This is a genomic window from Staphylococcus sp. GDX8P114P-2, assembly GCF_017892945.1.
Lineage (GTDB): Bacteria > Bacillota > Bacilli > Staphylococcales > Staphylococcaceae > Staphylococcus > Staphylococcus arlettae.
In genome coordinates, this window is the sequence record NZ_JAESMB010000008.1 from 212,531 (window position 1) to 230,022 (window position 17,492).

Annotated in this window: 16 protein-coding genes; 6 read left to right on the forward strand and 10 right to left on the reverse strand. The window is 32.6% G+C overall.

What is annotated here, in order from left to right; all coding sequences use genetic code 11:
- Positions 1-48: 48 nt before the first annotated feature.
- The 3 genes from KA845_RS04125 to KA845_RS04135 all read right to left on the reverse strand — a co-directional run bounded on the left by KA845_RS04125 (position 49) and on the right by KA845_RS04135 (position 2,793).
- On the reverse strand, positions 49-1,164 hold the full coding sequence (locus KA845_RS04125; protein WP_021459139.1) for a glycerate kinase: 1,116 nt from the start codon (positions 1,162-1,164) through the stop codon (positions 49-51).
- A gap of 259 nt (positions 1,165-1,423) precedes the next feature.
- Positions 1,424-1,744 (reverse strand): bacillithiol system redox-active protein YtxJ, encoded by a 321-nt coding sequence (gene ytxJ / locus KA845_RS04130; RefSeq protein WP_002509856.1) that lies wholly within the window; start codon positions 1,742-1,744, stop codon positions 1,424-1,426.
- 167 nt (positions 1,745-1,911) lie between these two features.
- Positions 1,912-2,793 carry an EMYY motif lipoprotein gene (locus tag KA845_RS04135; RefSeq protein WP_002509857.1) on the reverse strand — a complete coding sequence of 294 codons (882 nt, stop codon included), beginning with the start codon at positions 2,791-2,793 and terminating at the stop codon, positions 1,912-1,914.
- A 116-nt stretch (positions 2,794-2,909) separates the two neighbouring features.
- Between KA845_RS04135 and KA845_RS04140 the strand changes: the two genes are divergently transcribed.
- From KA845_RS04140 to KA845_RS04150, 3 genes are all read left to right on the forward strand, one after another.
- Positions 2,910-3,425, forward strand: a complete 516-nt coding sequence (locus KA845_RS04140; RefSeq protein WP_002509858.1) for a GrpB family protein — start codon at positions 2,910-2,912, stop codon at positions 3,423-3,425.
- A 99-nt stretch (positions 3,426-3,524) separates the two neighbouring features.
- Entirely contained in the window at positions 3,525-4,478 is a 954-nt protein-coding gene (gene murB, locus KA845_RS04145; RefSeq protein WP_369946239.1) for a UDP-N-acetylmuramate dehydrogenase, read from the forward strand.
- 11 nt (positions 4,479-4,489) lie between these two features.
- Entirely contained in the window at positions 4,490-4,804 is a 315-nt protein-coding gene (locus tag KA845_RS04150; protein ID WP_002509861.1) for a CHY zinc finger protein, read from the forward strand.
- A gap of 379 nt (positions 4,805-5,183) precedes the next feature.
- Here KA845_RS04150 and KA845_RS04155 read toward each other — a convergent pair whose 3' ends face one another.
- The 7 genes from KA845_RS04155 to nrdI form a co-directional block, all read right to left on the reverse strand.
- Positions 5,184-6,227 (reverse strand): ferrated catecholamine ABC transporter substrate-binding lipoprotein SstD, encoded by a 1,044-nt coding sequence (locus KA845_RS04155; RefSeq protein ID WP_002509862.1) that lies wholly within the window; start codon positions 6,225-6,227, stop codon positions 5,184-5,186.
- 104 nt (positions 6,228-6,331) lie between these two features.
- Complete coding sequence (locus KA845_RS04160) at positions 6,332-7,126, reverse strand: iron ABC transporter ATP-binding protein (protein WP_021459141.1); 795 nt, start codon at positions 7,124-7,126, stop codon at positions 6,332-6,334.
- Positions 7,123-8,082, reverse strand: coding sequence for an iron chelate uptake ABC transporter family permease subunit (locus KA845_RS04165; RefSeq protein WP_002509863.1), 960 nt, complete (start codon positions 8,080-8,082; stop codon positions 7,123-7,125). The genes KA845_RS04160 and KA845_RS04165 overlap by 4 nt, the downstream gene beginning before the upstream one ends.
- Positions 8,072-9,040, reverse strand: a complete 969-nt coding sequence (locus KA845_RS04170; RefSeq protein ID WP_002509864.1) for an ABC transporter permease — start codon at positions 9,038-9,040, stop codon at positions 8,072-8,074. The genes KA845_RS04165 and KA845_RS04170 overlap by 11 nt, the downstream gene beginning before the upstream one ends.
- A gap of 754 nt (positions 9,041-9,794) precedes the next feature.
- A complete protein-coding gene (gene nrdF, locus KA845_RS04175) occupies positions 9,795-10,763 on the reverse strand; it encodes a class 1b ribonucleoside-diphosphate reductase subunit beta (RefSeq protein ID WP_002508883.1) in 969 nt (322 codons plus the stop codon).
- 106 nt (positions 10,764-10,869) lie between these two features.
- Positions 10,870-12,975, reverse strand: a complete 2,106-nt coding sequence (gene nrdE, locus KA845_RS04180; RefSeq protein ID WP_210127797.1) for a class 1b ribonucleoside-diphosphate reductase subunit alpha — start codon at positions 12,973-12,975, stop codon at positions 10,870-10,872.
- Positions 12,938-13,336 carry a class Ib ribonucleoside-diphosphate reductase assembly flavoprotein NrdI gene (gene nrdI / locus KA845_RS04185; RefSeq protein ID WP_002508885.1) on the reverse strand — a complete coding sequence of 133 codons (399 nt, stop codon included), beginning with the start codon at positions 13,334-13,336 and terminating at the stop codon, positions 12,938-12,940. The genes nrdE and nrdI overlap by 38 nt, the downstream gene beginning before the upstream one ends.
- Positions 13,337-14,013: 677 nt before the next feature.
- Here nrdI and KA845_RS04190 point away from each other — a divergent pair.
- From KA845_RS04190 to KA845_RS04200, 3 genes are all read left to right on the forward strand, one after another.
- Complete coding sequence (locus KA845_RS04190) at positions 14,014-14,904, forward strand: DMT family transporter (protein WP_210127798.1); 891 nt, start codon at positions 14,014-14,016, stop codon at positions 14,902-14,904.
- Between the two features lie 24 nt (positions 14,905-14,928).
- Complete coding sequence (queF, locus tag KA845_RS04195) at positions 14,929-15,429, forward strand: preQ(1) synthase (protein ID WP_002508887.1); 501 nt, start codon at positions 14,929-14,931, stop codon at positions 15,427-15,429.
- Between the two features lie 281 nt (positions 15,430-15,710).
- Positions 15,711-17,225: a peptide MFS transporter gene (locus tag KA845_RS04200; protein WP_002508888.1), complete on the forward strand. Its 1,515-nt coding sequence runs from the start codon at positions 15,711-15,713 to the stop codon at positions 17,223-17,225.
- Positions 17,226-17,492: the final 267 nt, after the last annotated feature.

Below are 17,492 nucleotides of genomic sequence, written 5' to 3' on the forward strand. Positions count from 1 at the left end.
ATGCCGAGGTTCTTAGAACACTGACATTGGCGATTGCTTTATATAAATTTAATCAAATGCTCGCTGTAATAGTTTAAGCGCTTGGACAGTATAATGTCTAATTTGAATGCCCATTTTAAAGTCAGTAAAGCTTTCTGGCATTTCAATAAATGTGTTAAACATAGCGGTAACACCTAAGGATTCAAATTGGTCAAATTTATCACTTGTAGCACAAATAGCAATTGCTGGTTTATCATATTTTGTGCTTAATTCAGCTATACGTATCGTAGTTGTTTCTAAAATTTGATCCTCTTCATTTACCCCTTCACCAAAGATGATTAAATCTGCTTGTTGAATTAATGATTCCAAATGGGTTATTTGATCGACAAGTTCATGACTAGTTAAAATTTCTGCTTGATATAATTGATGTAGGACTGCGGCTATGCCACCCCCAGCACCTCCACGTTCAATGAGTCCTAAAGATTGTTGAACTTCATTTTTCACAATTTCACTAAAATACCAAATGAGGTTATCAATCTCCACCGCTTCTGTATATGTCACTTGTTTATTTTTATAAATTTGCATAATTTCACTATGCTTACCATAAAGTTTACTATCAAAATCTGACATCAATTGTAATCGCACTTCTTGTAAACGCGGATGCAAGCCTTTAAAATCAACAGTTCGTATAAATTTTAATACACGACTTCCTTGTCTTGTATCAACTTCTTCACCTTCATCATCATAAAACTTAGCTCCTAAAGCTTGTAGCATACCTGCACCGCCGTCGAAACTATCAATACCACCTAATGATATGACTAGATGTTCTGCTTGATTTTCTAATGCATCGTACATTACTTCTCCCAAACCATAACTTGAGCAATGCGTGATATCACCTTCACCTTTTAAAAACAAATTTCCTTCGATGACGGTCATATTACTTTCTGTAATACCATATATTGCTTCAACTGGATTCATTACCGCATCATGTGCCATCACTTTATATTTAGTACCTGACTGCCATAAAAATACCGAATCCATCAACTCATGGCGACCATTAAATAACGGCACTTGAACTATGTCTGCGGATTGTATTTTACTTGCGACAGCTTCTTCAACATATCTATTAGCTTGATAACTAGAGATTATTCCATTAAATTCATCCATAGCAACTAATACTTTCATTTCTTGTCACCTCATAAATTAATACTCATTTAAATATGCAGTATGATTATTATTACCTTCAAACATTCCCAAAACATCTTACATTCCACAATCATACATGTATCGCAATATTTAAGCGTTTAGATTTTATGTAGCATTCTACATTAACATTCATTGTTACATTATACATGCCTTACAGAAATATTTCACATTAAAAGGGCGCTTGTTATCGACAAATCTTTTTGTGTACATAACCAGCGCCCTGTTATCTATTTAATTGTTATTCTTCTGCTGTCGCTAATGATGAAACATTAATATCATTATGACTTGCATTCCATATTGCTTTACCGTCCACAAAATAAAATGCTTGTGGTGATTCATGTTTTATATTAGTTTTGTCTTCAATATAATCGGATAGTTTGCGTTCTTGTTGAACTACTAAATAATAACCATCCATGTCCCTCTCATATAAAAATTTGTTGAATTGATCATATGCATTTGCCGAAATTGGACATGTTTCACTATGTTTAAATACAAATACATATTTATTTTCATTTAAAACTTGTTCAAACTGGTCAATCGAACTCAGCTTTATAGCCATTCTATTCACCTCTAAAAGTATTTAACACACACCCTAGTTAATTTCTAGGTGTAAGCGACTCGATAATATTCTTATCAATGGTTCCCATTATACACAAATAACTTTTTATTGTTAACCACTTATTCGAAAATCGTTTTATTAATCTTGGGGAATTATTTAATTGCACCCTACTCAACTTCTTTAAGCTCTTGCTCAAATGGTTTTTCGTATTGTTCTAAATCCTTCCCATTTTTAGGTAATTTGTTATAGTCAATTTTGTCGAGTTTCTCACCTATAGTAATCGTTTCTTTTCGTGTTTCATAATAATTTTGCAAACTATAATACATTTCTATAGTATTTTTACGTGCTGCATTCACATTACTATCGCTAATTGTTGTTTGATTTAAATCTTTAATTTGACTTTCTATCAAAGGCATAATGTCATTTTCAATTTGTGCTTTAGCTTCTTTATCATTATTTGTATCAACATTTTTTTGAGCTGTTGCTTTCAGCTCACGACTATTTGATTCCAATTTTTTAGTGAGAATATGTACATCAGTAGTACTTCCAGCAGCGGAGGCATTATCCATATTTTTTTCTACTTTAGAACGATTTTTTTCAAATAACCTTGTATAATCTAAAATATCTTCATTTGCTTTAATAGATTGATTACATAGACTAACAAAAGTTTGTAACTCTTTTAACGCATTTATTTGTTGTTCAACCGTTTTACGATATGATTTTTTTAATGATTTTGCCTGTTCAGATGAAGCTTTGATATTTTTAATAGAATCTTCATAAGCAGTCATTTTCGGCACAAGTTTATTATTAATATCATTTTGTAGTTGATTAATTTCACGTTTATTTTTATCAGTTGTTTCTTTATTACTTAACTCATCTAATTGTTCAATGTTCAGTTCATCAACCGTTGTTTTTAATGCATGGCCTTTATTTTGTGATAGCTTTAAGGTTGATTCAAAATCTTTAATGCTTGAATCTTCTTTATTGCCACATGCCGCTAAGGAAAAAACAATGCAGCATAATAATACAAGATATAATATTTTTTTCATTTCTGCACTCCTTATCATAACGTATTATACATAAAGATATTTATATTGAAAATGATATATGATATATTAATTCAGACTTTTTAAATCACAATTATTTTAAGGAGCATAGATGTAGTATGTACAGTACAGTCCAACCCTTTATTATTTCCGATAGTGAAGCAACTTATCACCAATGTTATAATCATATTGCGCGTACACTGAAACAACTATTAGACACCCCAGTAAAAACGACTTATCACATTGGTGGTACACGTCATTTCAACTATCAAACAGAACCAATATTAGATATTCTCGTAGGTGTTAATAATTTGCATGATATTACTGCTTTAGATGAAAAACGTTTAAATTATGAAAATTTTTATCGCCTTCATCATCATTATAAGAAAAAAGTAGTCATGGCCCAATTCAATAATTTAATTGATTTAAAACAACAGACTAGACTACACATTATCCAAAGAGATAGCGACCTATACAATCAATACTTAGCTATGGATGATGCACTCGAACATAATCAATATATTATCCAACAGTTTGAGCAACAGAAATTAGAATTAACTCAAACAACTCATACCATTCGAGATTATGAAAATGGTAAACAACAAATATTTGCACACTTATATCAACAATTATAAATATACCTATACTAATACAATGCTATGCGCTATTATAAATCATTGTATATTTGTATTAGACTATTTAGCAAATTATGGAAATACTTGATATAATAAAAAATGAATTCAAGAAGAAAGGATGTACTACACTTGCATAAAGAAGACATCTTAAAAGCGTTAGAAGCAATTGTTCCATCAAATATTATCAAAGTGGATGAACCTCTTAAACGTTATACTTACACTGAAACTGGCGGACAAGCTGACTATTATCTATCACCGACAAAATATGAACACGTTCAAGCTATTGTAAAATTTGCCAATCACCATGAAATTCCGATTACTTATTTAGGCAATGGCTCTAATATAATTATCCGTGAAGGTGGTATTAGAGGTATCGTCATTAGTTTATTATCACTCGATCATATTGAAGTTTCCGACAACGTCATTATTACTGGTAGCGGTGCTGCAATCATCGATGTCTCACGTAAAGCTAGAGATTATGCCTTGACTGGCTTAGAATTTGCTTGTGGCATTCCCGGCTCAATTGGTGGCGCTGTTTTTATGAACGCTGGCGCTTATGGTGGCGAAGTCAAAGATTGTATCGACTATGCCCTATGTGTTAACGAACAAGGTGACTTAATCCAATTAACTAACCAAGAATTAGAATTAGATTACCGAAATAGTATTGTTCAGAAACAACATTTAGTAGTTCTCGAAGCTTCATTTTCATTAACGCCTGGTAATCAGCACGAAATCCAAACTAAAATGGATGATTTAACAGAACGTCGTGAAACTAAGCAACCTTTAGAGTACCCTTCTTGTGGTAGTGTTTTCCAAAGACCACCAGGTCACTTTGCTGGTAAATTAATCCAAGATAGTGAGTTACAAGGCCATCGTATTGGCGGTGTAGAAGTCTCTACAAAGCATGCTGGTTTTATGGTAAATGTTGATAACGGAACAGCAACAGATTATGAAGATCTAATACACTATGTCCAACAAGTAGTAAAAGACAAATTTGAAATTGATTTACATCCTGAAGTTCGCATTATCGGAGAGTATCCTTCAAAACAATAGGAGTATTTAATATGACTAAACTATACGGTTCACTCGTTGACGACGAATCACGTTGTACGCATTACCAAACACCATTAGACATTATTGCCATCAAGTTTAAATGTTGCAATAAATACTATCCGTGCTTCAAATGTCACAATGAACATGAATCTCATAATATTCAACGATGGTCAACAGATCAGTTTAATGAGCGGGCTATACTTTGTGGTGTCTGTCACCACGAGTTGACTATTAACGAATATATGATGACCGAAACTTGTCCTTCTTGTGATGCACATTTTAATAATAGATGTAAATTTCATTATCATCACTATTTTTCAGTTTAATTAATTTAACGAATTGAGATATAAATAACTTTAGTTAAATAAAAGCGTCAATTTCTATTTTATTCAAATAGAAATTGACGTTTTCTTTGTTTATATAGACCTTTGTAGTTTATTTGAATCATTGATAACATTTTAGTCACGTGCTAGCCAACTGGGAGTAGTATATGAATGAACGTTTATAATATTGAACCATAACTATAAAATTCATTTAGTCTCTATTAAACAACGGCTTATTCACTTTTCCACTTTTAGTTCTATCAGTCAATGGCACTTTACCTTCAATCGAAATTAAAAAACCGAATGCCTTATGAACGTTTCAACGCCATAAGTCATTCGGTTTAGTTTAATCATTAATTATTGAACCCCCACGGTAGAGTAATTAATTTTTATCTATAGCTTTTTCTACTTCTTCAATTTGTTTTACAGAAGTTGTTGTTGAACCACTAGCAAAATACCACAATTTAGGGTCTAATTCATAAACTTTGTCATTTTTAACTGCATCGACATCTTTAATGACATCATTACCTAGTGCTTTTTTCGCTGTTGATTTACCACCAATAGCTTGTCCTCTATCCATGGCAAAAATCATATCAGGGTTTTTCTCTACAAGATATTCATTTGTAATGTTTTGACCATGTTGACTATTTTTAATACTTTCATCGACTGGTTTAAAGCCCATAGTATTAAAGATCATTGAACCGAAACGTTCATTAGCACCAAAAGTTGATAATTCTCCTTCATTCACTAACAAGAATGCTGCTGTTTGATCTTTGAATTCTTTTGTTTTATCTTTAATGCTTGCAACTTTATCATCGAATTCTTTGTTCAATTCTTTGGCTTTATCTTCTTTTTCGTATATTTTACCTAAGATTTCAGTGTTTTTCTTCATTGATTTTGCTGAATTTTCTTCATCAGCACCTATGTAAACTACTTTTGCATCTGGAGCTGCTTTTTCAAGTTCATCTAGAATTTTTTGATTAGCTGTTCTACCAGAAATAAAGACTACTTCAGGTTTTGCTGCTGCAACTTTATCAAAATTAACTTCTTTCAAACTTCCAGTATTAAGATATTTTTTATCTTTAAAATCACTTAAGAAATCAGGTAATGATTCTCCATCTTCACCTTTTGGTACAGCTTTAACTTTATCTTTTAGTCCTAGTTCTTTCATAGTATCTAATGCACCGTAATCAAAGACTACAGCATTTTTCGGATTTACTGGCACTTTCACTGTATCATTTACTTTTTCTGCATCACTACCATCGCGTTCTTCACCACTTGCTTCATAACTATTTTTAACAGTTACTGTTTTATCTGATGATTTATCATCAGACTTACTGTCCGAACTCTTTTGATCTTCTGAATTACTACAAGCTACTAATAAAAACATTAAACCTACTAAGATTACTAAAGCGATTTTTTTCATGTTACTTAAATCCTCCTATTAAATAATTATTCCTTCCTTTTATACACCAAAAAAACTTTGTTGCTTTAATGGTTACATCACTCCCTTCAAAGAATTAAAAACTGTTACAAGGCCATTTCATATTCTTTCACTGTTGTCAGTTCATCGAAATAGATACAAATACGTTGACCTCTAATATTTTCTATACTCAAGTCCATATCATATAGTGTGCTTAACACTTCTTCTTGAATAACTTCATCTTTTGTACCAGCTTTGACTAACTCACCATCTTTTAAGGCAATAATATCGTCGGAATAACATGAAGCAAAGTTAATATCATGAATGACAACTACTATCGTTTTATTTAAATCACGTGTTAAACGACGTAACGTCTGCATAATTTGAACAGAGTGATTCATATCTAAATTGTTTAATGGTTCATCTAATAAAATATATTCTGTATCTTGTGCAATGGTCATAGCAACATATGCGCGTTGACGTTGACCTCCAGAAAGTGTTTTTATTGATTGATGTCGTATATCTTGTAATTTCAATAAATCTAAGGCATATTCTACTTGATCTTTATCTTCTTGTTTTAAATGCCCTTTCGAATAAGGAAAACGCCCAAAATTAACAAGTTGTTCTACCGTTATATTCAATTCTGTATGATTCGTTTGTTTTAAAATGGACAGTTTTTTTGCTAAATCGTTACTTTTATAACTATGAATATCACGACCTTCAATAGCAATATCGCCACCATCATGTTCAATCATACGTGTTATTGCCGATAACAATGTACTTTTCCCTGCCCCATTGGGTCCAATCATAGTTGTTAAACGTCCTGGTTGTATATCTACAGAAATATCGCTTAGTATTTGTTTATCTTGAATTGTTTTATTAACGTTATGTACACTAATCAATTTGCATTTCTCCTTTTAATTAGTAAGTAAATAAAGTAACTTCCACCTACTAAATCAATGATAATACTCACTTGCGTCGTTGCTTCAAATAAATTTTCGACTATGCCTTGTGCTAAAAATAAACTAATCCAACTTAAACAAATCGTTGCCGGTAAAATATACTTGTGTTCATAAGTTTTCATAATCTCATGTGCTAAGTTCACAGTTAATAACCCTAAGAATGTTATCGGACCAACTAATGCTGTAGACACGGATACTAATACAGCTACTAAAATCATAAGGATACGTGTCATCGTTTCATAAGAAACACCTAAATTAATGGCTTGGGATCTACCTAACAGTAAAACATCTAAATACGGTATCAACATCACAACAATAATAATTAAAATGATTAATAAAATACCACTTACTGTTACTAGTTTTTCATTAGAAGCATCAAAGTTTGCAAACATTGAACTTTGGACTGCTAAAAAGTCTTCTGGATTAATAATCAATTCTAAAAAGCTAGTAATACTTCTAAAGAAAGTTCCTAATATTACACCAATGAGCAAAATAAAATATACCGAAACATTGCCAATTCGAAATACACCTTGAAATAGCAATAATGAAAATATAATCATAACAATTAATGTAATAAAGAAGTTCACATATAAATTTGTCACTAAGAAAGATTGCACACCAAATGCAAAAACTAGCAATACTTTGATAAATAGATAAACTGCATCTAACCCCATAATTGATGGTGTTAATAATCTATTAGTAGTCACTGCTTGAAAGACTACGACTGACGCGCCAATGGCAGCACCTACAATCAACATTAAAACTAATTTTCGTAATTTACTCGACAATTGATATCGAAATATTTCGAAATCAATGCCTGCAACTAGATATAATGCACCAATTAGTACTGTCACACCAAGCATAATCATTATTTTTTTATTCGCACTAATTTGCATAATGATGTCTTCCTTTCATAAGTAGAGTTAAAAAGATAATTGTGCCAAAGACCCCTATCGTTAAACCAATATTAATTTCATAAGGATACACAATTAATCTACCAATGATATCTGAAAACATGACAAATATAGCGCCTAACATTGCTGTGTGTGGTAAAGCATTTTTTAAATGATCACCACGAAAGATAGAGATAATATTAGGTACGATTAAACCTAAGAACGGTAATGTGCCTACAGTTACAACTACTAAAGCTGTAATTGTAGCTGAAATGAATAGTCCTAGATTGATAATTCTGTCATAATTGACACCTAGATTATTGCTAAAATCTTTGCCCATGCCTGCAATAGTAAAATGGTTAGCAAATATATATGTAAGTATTAACAAAGGTATACTTAAGTATAAAATTTCATAGCGTCCACTTGTAATAATGGCAAAGTTGCCTGTTAACCAGTTGCCTATGCTCTGTACGGTGTTCGTTTTCAAGGCAATAAATGTAGCAAAACTGGATACAATTCCACCTAACATAATCCCTAATAACGGAATAAAAATTACATCTTTAAAGCGAATCAGTTGGACTAATTTAACAAATAAAAATGTACCTCCTACACTTAGAAGCACTGCAAATGCCAATTTAATCATAATATTTTCTTGTGGGAACCAAATAAGTGAGATTAAGATACCTAATTTGGCCCAGTCCATTGTTCCCGCTGTTGTGGGACTTACAAACTTATTTTGCATCATTTGTTGCATAATAAGTCCAGATAATGCCAGTGTACTTCCTGAGATGATAATGCTGACTGTCCTAGGTATTCTACTAGAGATGATGATATTACGTTGTTCTTGCGTTAAATGAAAAATATCAGTAATGGAAACTTTACTAACACCAACAAACAATGACAATATTGTTAGTAATATCAACATAATCGCTAAGCTCATACCATTTAGTAAAAATTTCATATCATGGTACCTCTTCCCCCAAAATCTAATGATAATTGCAATCAATGATGTTGATAATCATTATCATATGTATATTTAAAATTTTATCATCTTTATCAATAATTTCAATAGCTTATAACATAATTTTAGAGTAGATGTATTTTTTACAGTATTTACAAAGTACCTGTATCTGGAAATTGTCACTAATTTTTTTAAATAATTTCTTTATATCGCTCAATAATATCGATAAAGGGAGTGGGACAGAAATCTGATTTTGAAAAAATGATTTCGTCGTCCCACCCCGGCAAGGATGACTAGCGTTGAAACAAGCTTGATTTGAAGCGCATTTTCAATTCAGTCAGCTACTGCCAATATGAAAAAGTTTCGAATAAATCACGAAGTGGGACAGAAATCTGATTTTGAAAAAATGATTTCGTCGTCCCACCCCGGCAAGGATGACTAGCGTTGAAAAAAGCTTGGTTTGAAGCGCATTTTCAATGCAGTCAGCTACTGCCCATATGAAAAAAGATTTCGAATAAATCATGAAGTGGGACAGAAATCCGATTTTAAAAAATGATTTCGTTGTCCCACCCCGGCAAGGATGACTAGCGTTGAAAAAGCTTGGTTTAAAGCGCATTTTCAATGTAGTCAGCTACTACCAATATGAAAAGAGGTTGGGACAAATCAATATTGTCCCAACCTCTTTATATTTTGAGTATTAGTTTCGCGTCTTTAACATAAATGAACGCTCAAATAGTTTAATTAATTAGATCTATTAATCTTCAAAAATAAAATCTTCATCTCGTAGCGCTTCAACGTTAAGTGCCAATGTATAGCCATCACCTTTTACAGAGAAAAAGTCATGATTTTTCGTTGATGTATCTAGTGCATTTTCAATGATTGGATTGAACTCACGTTCTTCAAAATATGGTTCAAATCCTAAGTTAGACAATGCTTTATTGCCGTTATATCTGACATAGTTTAAAACATCTTCACTGATACCGACTTCATCATATAAAGAATGCGTATAAGCTACTTCATTTTTATATAATTCATCTAACAATTTATACATTTCCAAATCTGCTTGTTGCTTTTCACTTTCTGACAACTCATTACGTAAACTTTGCGCATCCATACCAGTGAACACACCATGAATAGATTCATCTAATAAAATTTTACGAATGATTTCTCCAGAAGTTGTCATTCTACCTTGTCCTGCTAAATAAAGTGGGAAATAGAAACCAGAATAAAATAAGAATGTTTCTAAAAACACACTAGCTACACGTGCCATATATTGATCATAGATAGAAGCTTCTTTACCCCATAATTTATGATAAGTACTCACAATTTTTTCAGATTTAAATTTTAAATGCGGTTCTTCAATCACCCATTGGTCTAGTAAATAGTTTGTTTCACTAGATGGTAGCAACGTTGTAAAGATGTGTGAATAACTTTTAGCATGAATTTGCTCCATCATGCCCATAAATGAATACACTGCTTTTTTACGTAAATCAGTCGTATGTAACATAATCAAAGGCATACCATCATCCGCTTGATGTGTATCTAGCCCAGTTAAACCAGCTAAAGCTTTCTTAAAGGCTTCTTTTTCTGCTTCTGATAAAGTTTTCCAACTCGCTATATCTTTTGATACTTTAAATTCCGTTTCTACCCACATTTGTGAAATATTTTGTCGCCAAAACATGTTCGTCATATCTTCTTGTGTATTCCAATTGACTGCTTTCATGTATTTGATGCTCCAATCCAGTGTATATTTTTAATTTATGCAATGAGATGCAGAGGTCAGTACTAGACCAACCTCTGCTATATCACACAGACTTATCGTTTAACGATTAAATTGCACAGCTCGTACATTCTTCGACACTTAATAACTTATTACGTGTATAATATAGTGATTTTAATCCTTTATGATGTGCATATACATATAATCTAGATAACTCACGTGTAGAGATCTCTGAGTTAACATAAAGAATTGTCGAAATACCTTGGTCAACGTGAGTTTGAATTGTAGAAATTAAATCAATCAATTTCATTTGGTCTGTATTAAATGCTGATTTGTAATACCACATAGTTTCTGGTGATAAGAAAGGCATTGGATAAAACGTTTCAGCATTGCCGTACGTACGACGTTCGATTTGATCAACAATTGGCATTACTGAGCTAGTTGCATTTTGAACGTATGAAATGCTTTGTGTTGGTGCAATCGCAAGACGATAAGCATGGAATAGACCGTGTGTTTCAACTTGTTGTTGTAAAGCTTTCCAGTCTTCTGCTGTTGGAATAGTTAAATCTGCAAATAACTTACGAACTTTTTCGTATTGTGGCTCAAATGTTTGAGAAGTATAAAACTCAAAATATTTACCATTTGCATAATCTGACTGTTCAAAGTCTTTATAAGTTTCCCCACGTTCTTTAGCAATTTCCATTGAGCGTTCAATAGAATAATAATTCATCATCATAAAGAATATATTTGCAAAATCTTTAGCTTCTTCAGATTCATAACCAATTTTGTTTTTAGCTAAATAGCCGTGTAGGTTCATAACACCTAAGCCAACTGAATGTAGCTCACTATTTGCTTTTTTAACGCCTGGTGCGTTTTGAATATCCGCTTCATCACTAACTACAGTTAAAGCATCCATACCTGTATGCACTGAATCTTTAAATTTACCTGATTCCATTACGTTCACAATATTTAAGGAACCTAAATTACAAGAGATGTCACGTTTGATGTCATCTTCTGTACCGTAATCATTAATAATAGATGTTTCTTGTAATTGGAAAATTTCAGTACATAGGTTACTCATTTTGATTTGACCAATATCAGAGTTAGCATGTACTTTATTAGCATTATCTTTAAACATTAAATACGGATAACCAGATTGTAATTGTGTTTGTGCAATCATATTTAACATTTCACGCGCATCTTTTTTCTTTTTATCGACATTAGGGTTCGCTACTAAATCGTCGTAATATTCATCTAAGTTAATGTCATCTAATGTCACACCGTATTCATTGTAAATTGTGTGTGGTGCAAACATATAAAAGTCTTTACCTTCTTTAGCCAAGTCAAAGAACTTAGAAGGTACGATTAAACCAGTTGAAATTGTTGATAAACGTAAGTCTTCATCAGCGTTAACTTTTTTCGTATCCAAGAATTCTTCAACATCATAGTGGAAAATATTTAAATATACAGCACCTGCGCCTGGACGTTGTCCAAGTTGGTCTGCGTAACCAAATCCACCTTCTAATGATTTAGCAACTGGTAAGACACCTTTAGCTACACCTTTAATACCTTTGATTGCTTCACCACGTGCACGTAGTTTAGATAAGTTGATAGCCACACCGCCACCAATTTTACTTAATTGTTTAGCTGTGGAATCAATGAAATTAATTGAATTCAAACTATCGTCTACTTCTAATAAGAAACATGATACTAACTCACCACGACGCGCACGACCAGCATTTAAGAAAGTTGGAGTCGCTGGTTGATAGCGTTGTTCAATCATCGCTGAAATAAATTGTTTTGCTGTAGCTTTATGACCATTAGCTAAATATAAAGCCACAATTGCTACGTGCTGATTATAATCTTCTAAATACTGTGATTTGTCATTGGTCTTCAAGACATAATCCTTATAGAACTTACTTGCTGACATGTAACTTGCAAAAGTAAAATTGATACTTTTAGCAAATTCAGTAATTTCGATTAAATCTGCTTCTGAATATTTTGCAAAGACGTCAAAATAAAAATCATTATCTACAAGATAATGTAAACGTTCAAGCTCTGTATCAAAATATATTGTTTTGTCGTGAATTTCTTCTAAATAAACGGCTAAAGCCTCTTGATCCTTTTCTAAATTGAAAAAACCATTATCTTTACGTTTTGTAACTTCATTATTTAATTCAATGTGATTGTATTTCTTCTCGTCCATAGTCTTCATAGAATTGCCCCACCTTATCTTTAAATTCGGTCACATCATTTGATGTACCTTGTACTTCAAACTTCATCAAAAGCGGTACCTGGAAACGTTCTGCAATAGAACGGCCTGCTTTCGCAAAATTTTGTCCCCAGTTGCGGTTGCCACTTGCAGCAACTGCTTTTAATAAATCACTATTTGTGTCTAAAAATGATTGTACTGGTTGAGGCACTTCCCCAAAACCAATCGTCCCAGTGACCAATATATACGGTTCGTTTATGCGTTCAGAACAATTTAACTGTGTTAATTCCATTGTATTTTCAAGTTCTGCTTTTTTGATAAAGCGTCTCACATTACCTGAAAATGAAAAATACACGACCTTCATTGGACCACCTACTTTCTAAAATCATTGCTAAGCTGTAATTCAATTATAAATGTTCGCTTGCTTCTATCCATAGGTAAGCACAACATATAGTGTTTGTTAGTAGCTATCGCACTGTATGTAAATCAGCATTTAAATAGTAATAATGCTTAATTTGTCATGTTTTCACCATATGTCTGGGTGTTAAATTACTTAATTGTGGTGCTTTTATATATGCGATATACAAACCAAAAACACAACATATTGTGTTTGTCTGTAATTCTTAATACTATATTATGTGTTTAATTATACATAATAAATTGTCACTTTTAAAGAGCAATGCTTTTGTAAAATTTCACCGAACTACTAACAAATGGCACCATTCCAAGTTTAAATTGCCTTTTTTCTGAGAAAAGATTTTTTTATTGAATTTTAAGGCTTTTTAATTGCCTTTTTCGAAACAATGTTAATCTCTTGATACTGTGCGTTTTCTCATACCTCGTCGCTCAATAATAAAATTAATGAATTTCACGCAGATTAAATCACAACATAATTTATTTTCAGATTTACCCTCAAAAACAAGAACATGTGTTCGATTACAGGATAATACATTCTTTGATTAAACGCAACTACTTATGTACATTATCATTAAAATTGTGCTAATATGAATACGTTAAAATTTTGCAAATGAGGCGATATAATTGAATCCCAAAGTAAAAGGTATTATAGCGATATTAATTTCCGCTATAGGCTTCAGTTTTATGTCAGTCTTCTTTCGTTTAGCTGGAGATTTACCAGTCTTTCAAAAATCTCTTGCTCGAAACTTAATATCATTATTTATTCCGTTATTTTTTATTTATAAATACAAACAACCACTTTTTGGCAAATTAAGCAGTCAGCCTTTATTAATTACCCGTTCTATTTTAGGACTAATCGGTGTCTTGCTTAATATTTATGCCATCGATCATATGCTGTTAAGTGATGCAGATACATTAATGAAGTTAAACCCTTTTTGGACGATATTACTTAGTTTAATATTCTTACACGAAAAAGTACGAAGATATCAAGTCATTGCTATGATTGTGGCAATTGTTGGTATGTTATTTGTAGTAAAACCTGAATTTTCTTCTGCAATGATCCCTGCACTAGGTGGTTTATTCTCTGGCATATTTGCAGCCAGTGCTTACACGTGTGTACGTGCATTAAGTAGTAGAGAAGCACCCTATACGATTGTATTTTATTTTTCACTCTTCTCTGTTGTTGCCTTAATACCTTTCACACTGTTTACCTATGAGCCTATGTCTTGGTTACAAGTATTGTACCTTATCGGTGCAGGTTTAGCTGCTGCAGTTGGTCAAATTGGTATAACACTAGCTTATAGTTATGCCCCTGCCAAAGATATATCTATTTTCACATATGCATCAATCATCTTTACTGCCTTTTTCGGCTTCGTATTATTCGGAGAATCACCTGATATGTACGCTACTCTAGGTTATGTCATAATTATTGCAGCAAGTTATTATATGTTTGAAAAAGCAAGACGACAACCAATAGAAGCAACGCAAGAAAATCAATCACAAACGATGAAATAAATGTTATACAAAGGAGACATTTTTATGACTGAAGGACGCAAATCTGATGAATTACAAGATATTACCTTATTAGGCAACCAAAATAATAAGTATGACTTTGATTACAGACCAGACGTATTAGAATCATTTGACAATAAACACCCTGGACGTGACTATTTTGTTAAATTTAATTGTCCGGAATTCACGTCACTTTGCCCTATTACAGGACAGCCTGATTTTGCGACGATCTATATTTCTTATATACCTAACATTAAAATGGTAGAATCAAAATCTCTAAAATTATATTTATTTAGCTTTAGAAATCATGGAGATTTCCATGAGGATTGTATGAATATTATAATGAATGATTTAATTGATTTAATGGACCCACATTATATTGAAGTATGGGGCAAATTCACTCCACGTGGAGGTATTTCCATCGACCCATATACGAACTACGGTCGACCTGATACTAAATATGCAACAATGGCAGAACATCGCCTAATGAATCATGACCTTTATCCAGAAAAAATAGATAATCGTTAAACTAACCCGAAAGCGACTGGGACATGAATCCCATTCTCAAAATAAGAGGACTAATCCTTAATTTGGATTAGTCCTCTTTATTTTTAACTGTGCGTGCTTTCCGTGGGCACTGACTCAGCCTGTAGTCTTCGGCTAATGCTTTTCCCACAGAGATATTTCTATCCCAACTTTTTTTATAATTTACAATTCCTTCATTATAAAATGTTATCGCTTTAAATTTTTCTTGTCTTTTCGTTATTAAAAGTATAGAATAAATTCAACCATTTATGGGGAGGGAAATTATGAAAAAAAATAATTATAGTCACGAAGAAATTATGGAAAGCACACCGCGGACTGGTTTCTTCGGTCATCCTAAAGGACTAAGCACTTTATTCTTTACTGAGTTTTGGGAGAGATTCAGTTACTATGGTATGAAAGCAATATTAGTTTATTACTTATACTATAGTGTTGCTGATGGCGGCTTTGGTTTAGATGAAGCTGTTGCATTACAAATTGTTGCACTTTATGGAACTTTAATTTATATGTCTGGTATTATTGGAGGTTGGATTGCTGACCGTATTACCGGCACTCAACATGCAGTTTTCTATGGTGGGTTCCTCATCATGATTGGACATATATTACTATCGCTTCCGAATAATCTCACACTTGTAATGATTGCATTACTCTTTATCATCGCTGGAACAGGATTATTAAAACCTAATATTTCAACAACGGTCGGAGAGTTATATGACCACAATGATGTTAGAAGAGACGCAGCATTTACATTATTTTATATGGGAATCAATTTAGGGGCTCTGATTTCACCATTACTTACTGGTTACGTCCAAACACGCTTTGGCTTCCACGGTGGCTTTTTAATTGCTGCTATTGGTATGCTTTGTGGGTTAATTTTGTACGCAGTTAAACGTAAAAAGAATTTAGGTTTAGCGGGATTAAACGTACCTAATCCACTTACTAAACCAGAAATTAAACGTGTAGCACTTATCACTGTTATAGTATTAATTTTATTTGGTCTCTATCTATTTATTTTACATTTAAACAACGCATTAACACTAGGTAATTTCAGTGTACTTATTACGTTCCTAGGCATTGTATTACCAATATATATTGTTGTGAATATGTTAGTGAGTAAACAAGTAACGAAAGACGAAAAATCTCGTGTATGGAGTTATGTTCCATTATACATAGCATCTGTAGCATTCTGGATGATTCAAGAGCAAGGATCTACTATCCTAGCCTCTTTCGCAGATAAAAAAACACAATTAGAAATGTCTGAATTAACAGGTGGGTTAATTGATTTTTCAATCCCAGCTTCATGGGCACAATCATTAAATCCAATTTTCATCGTCTTACTTGCACCTGTCTTTGCAACATTATGGGTTAAGCTTGGTAAACACAATCCACCAACAGTAAATAAGTTTGCTTATGGTACAATCATCGCCGGTCTATCTTATATTGTTATGATTATTCCGCTACAAAGTGGTGTGGAGTTAGTTAATCCATTGTGGTTAGTATTAAGTTTCTTACTTATTACCATCGGTGAATTATGTATTTCTCCAGTAGGTTTATCAACATCTACTAAACTTGCACCATTAACATTTACTGCTCGTATGATGAGCTTATGGATGTTAAGTAATGCTACGGCGCAAGGTTTAAATGCACAACTCGTTGTAGTTTATACAAAAATAAATCAAAGTGATTACTTCATGTACTCAGGCATCGTTGCGATTGTGATTGGTATTTTATTATTATTCATTTCGCCAATTGTAAAACGTGGTATGAAAGGTGTCTACTAGTCACTAATTAATACAACTGACTAATTTATGTTAGTCAGTTCTTACTGCCAACAAAGTCTCTGACTTTGTTGGCAGTTTTTTTATGCAAGTCTTCCGCGGGCACTCCCTTAACCTATTTAGTCTCCGACTAGTGATTTTCCCCACAGATTGCCACTGCCATTATTATGATATTCACTCATACATTCTAGTAACTATATTGTTTCGTTTTTACTTAGGCGTAATCACATATTGTTTAAAATTAAATAAAAACATATATTAATTATACGC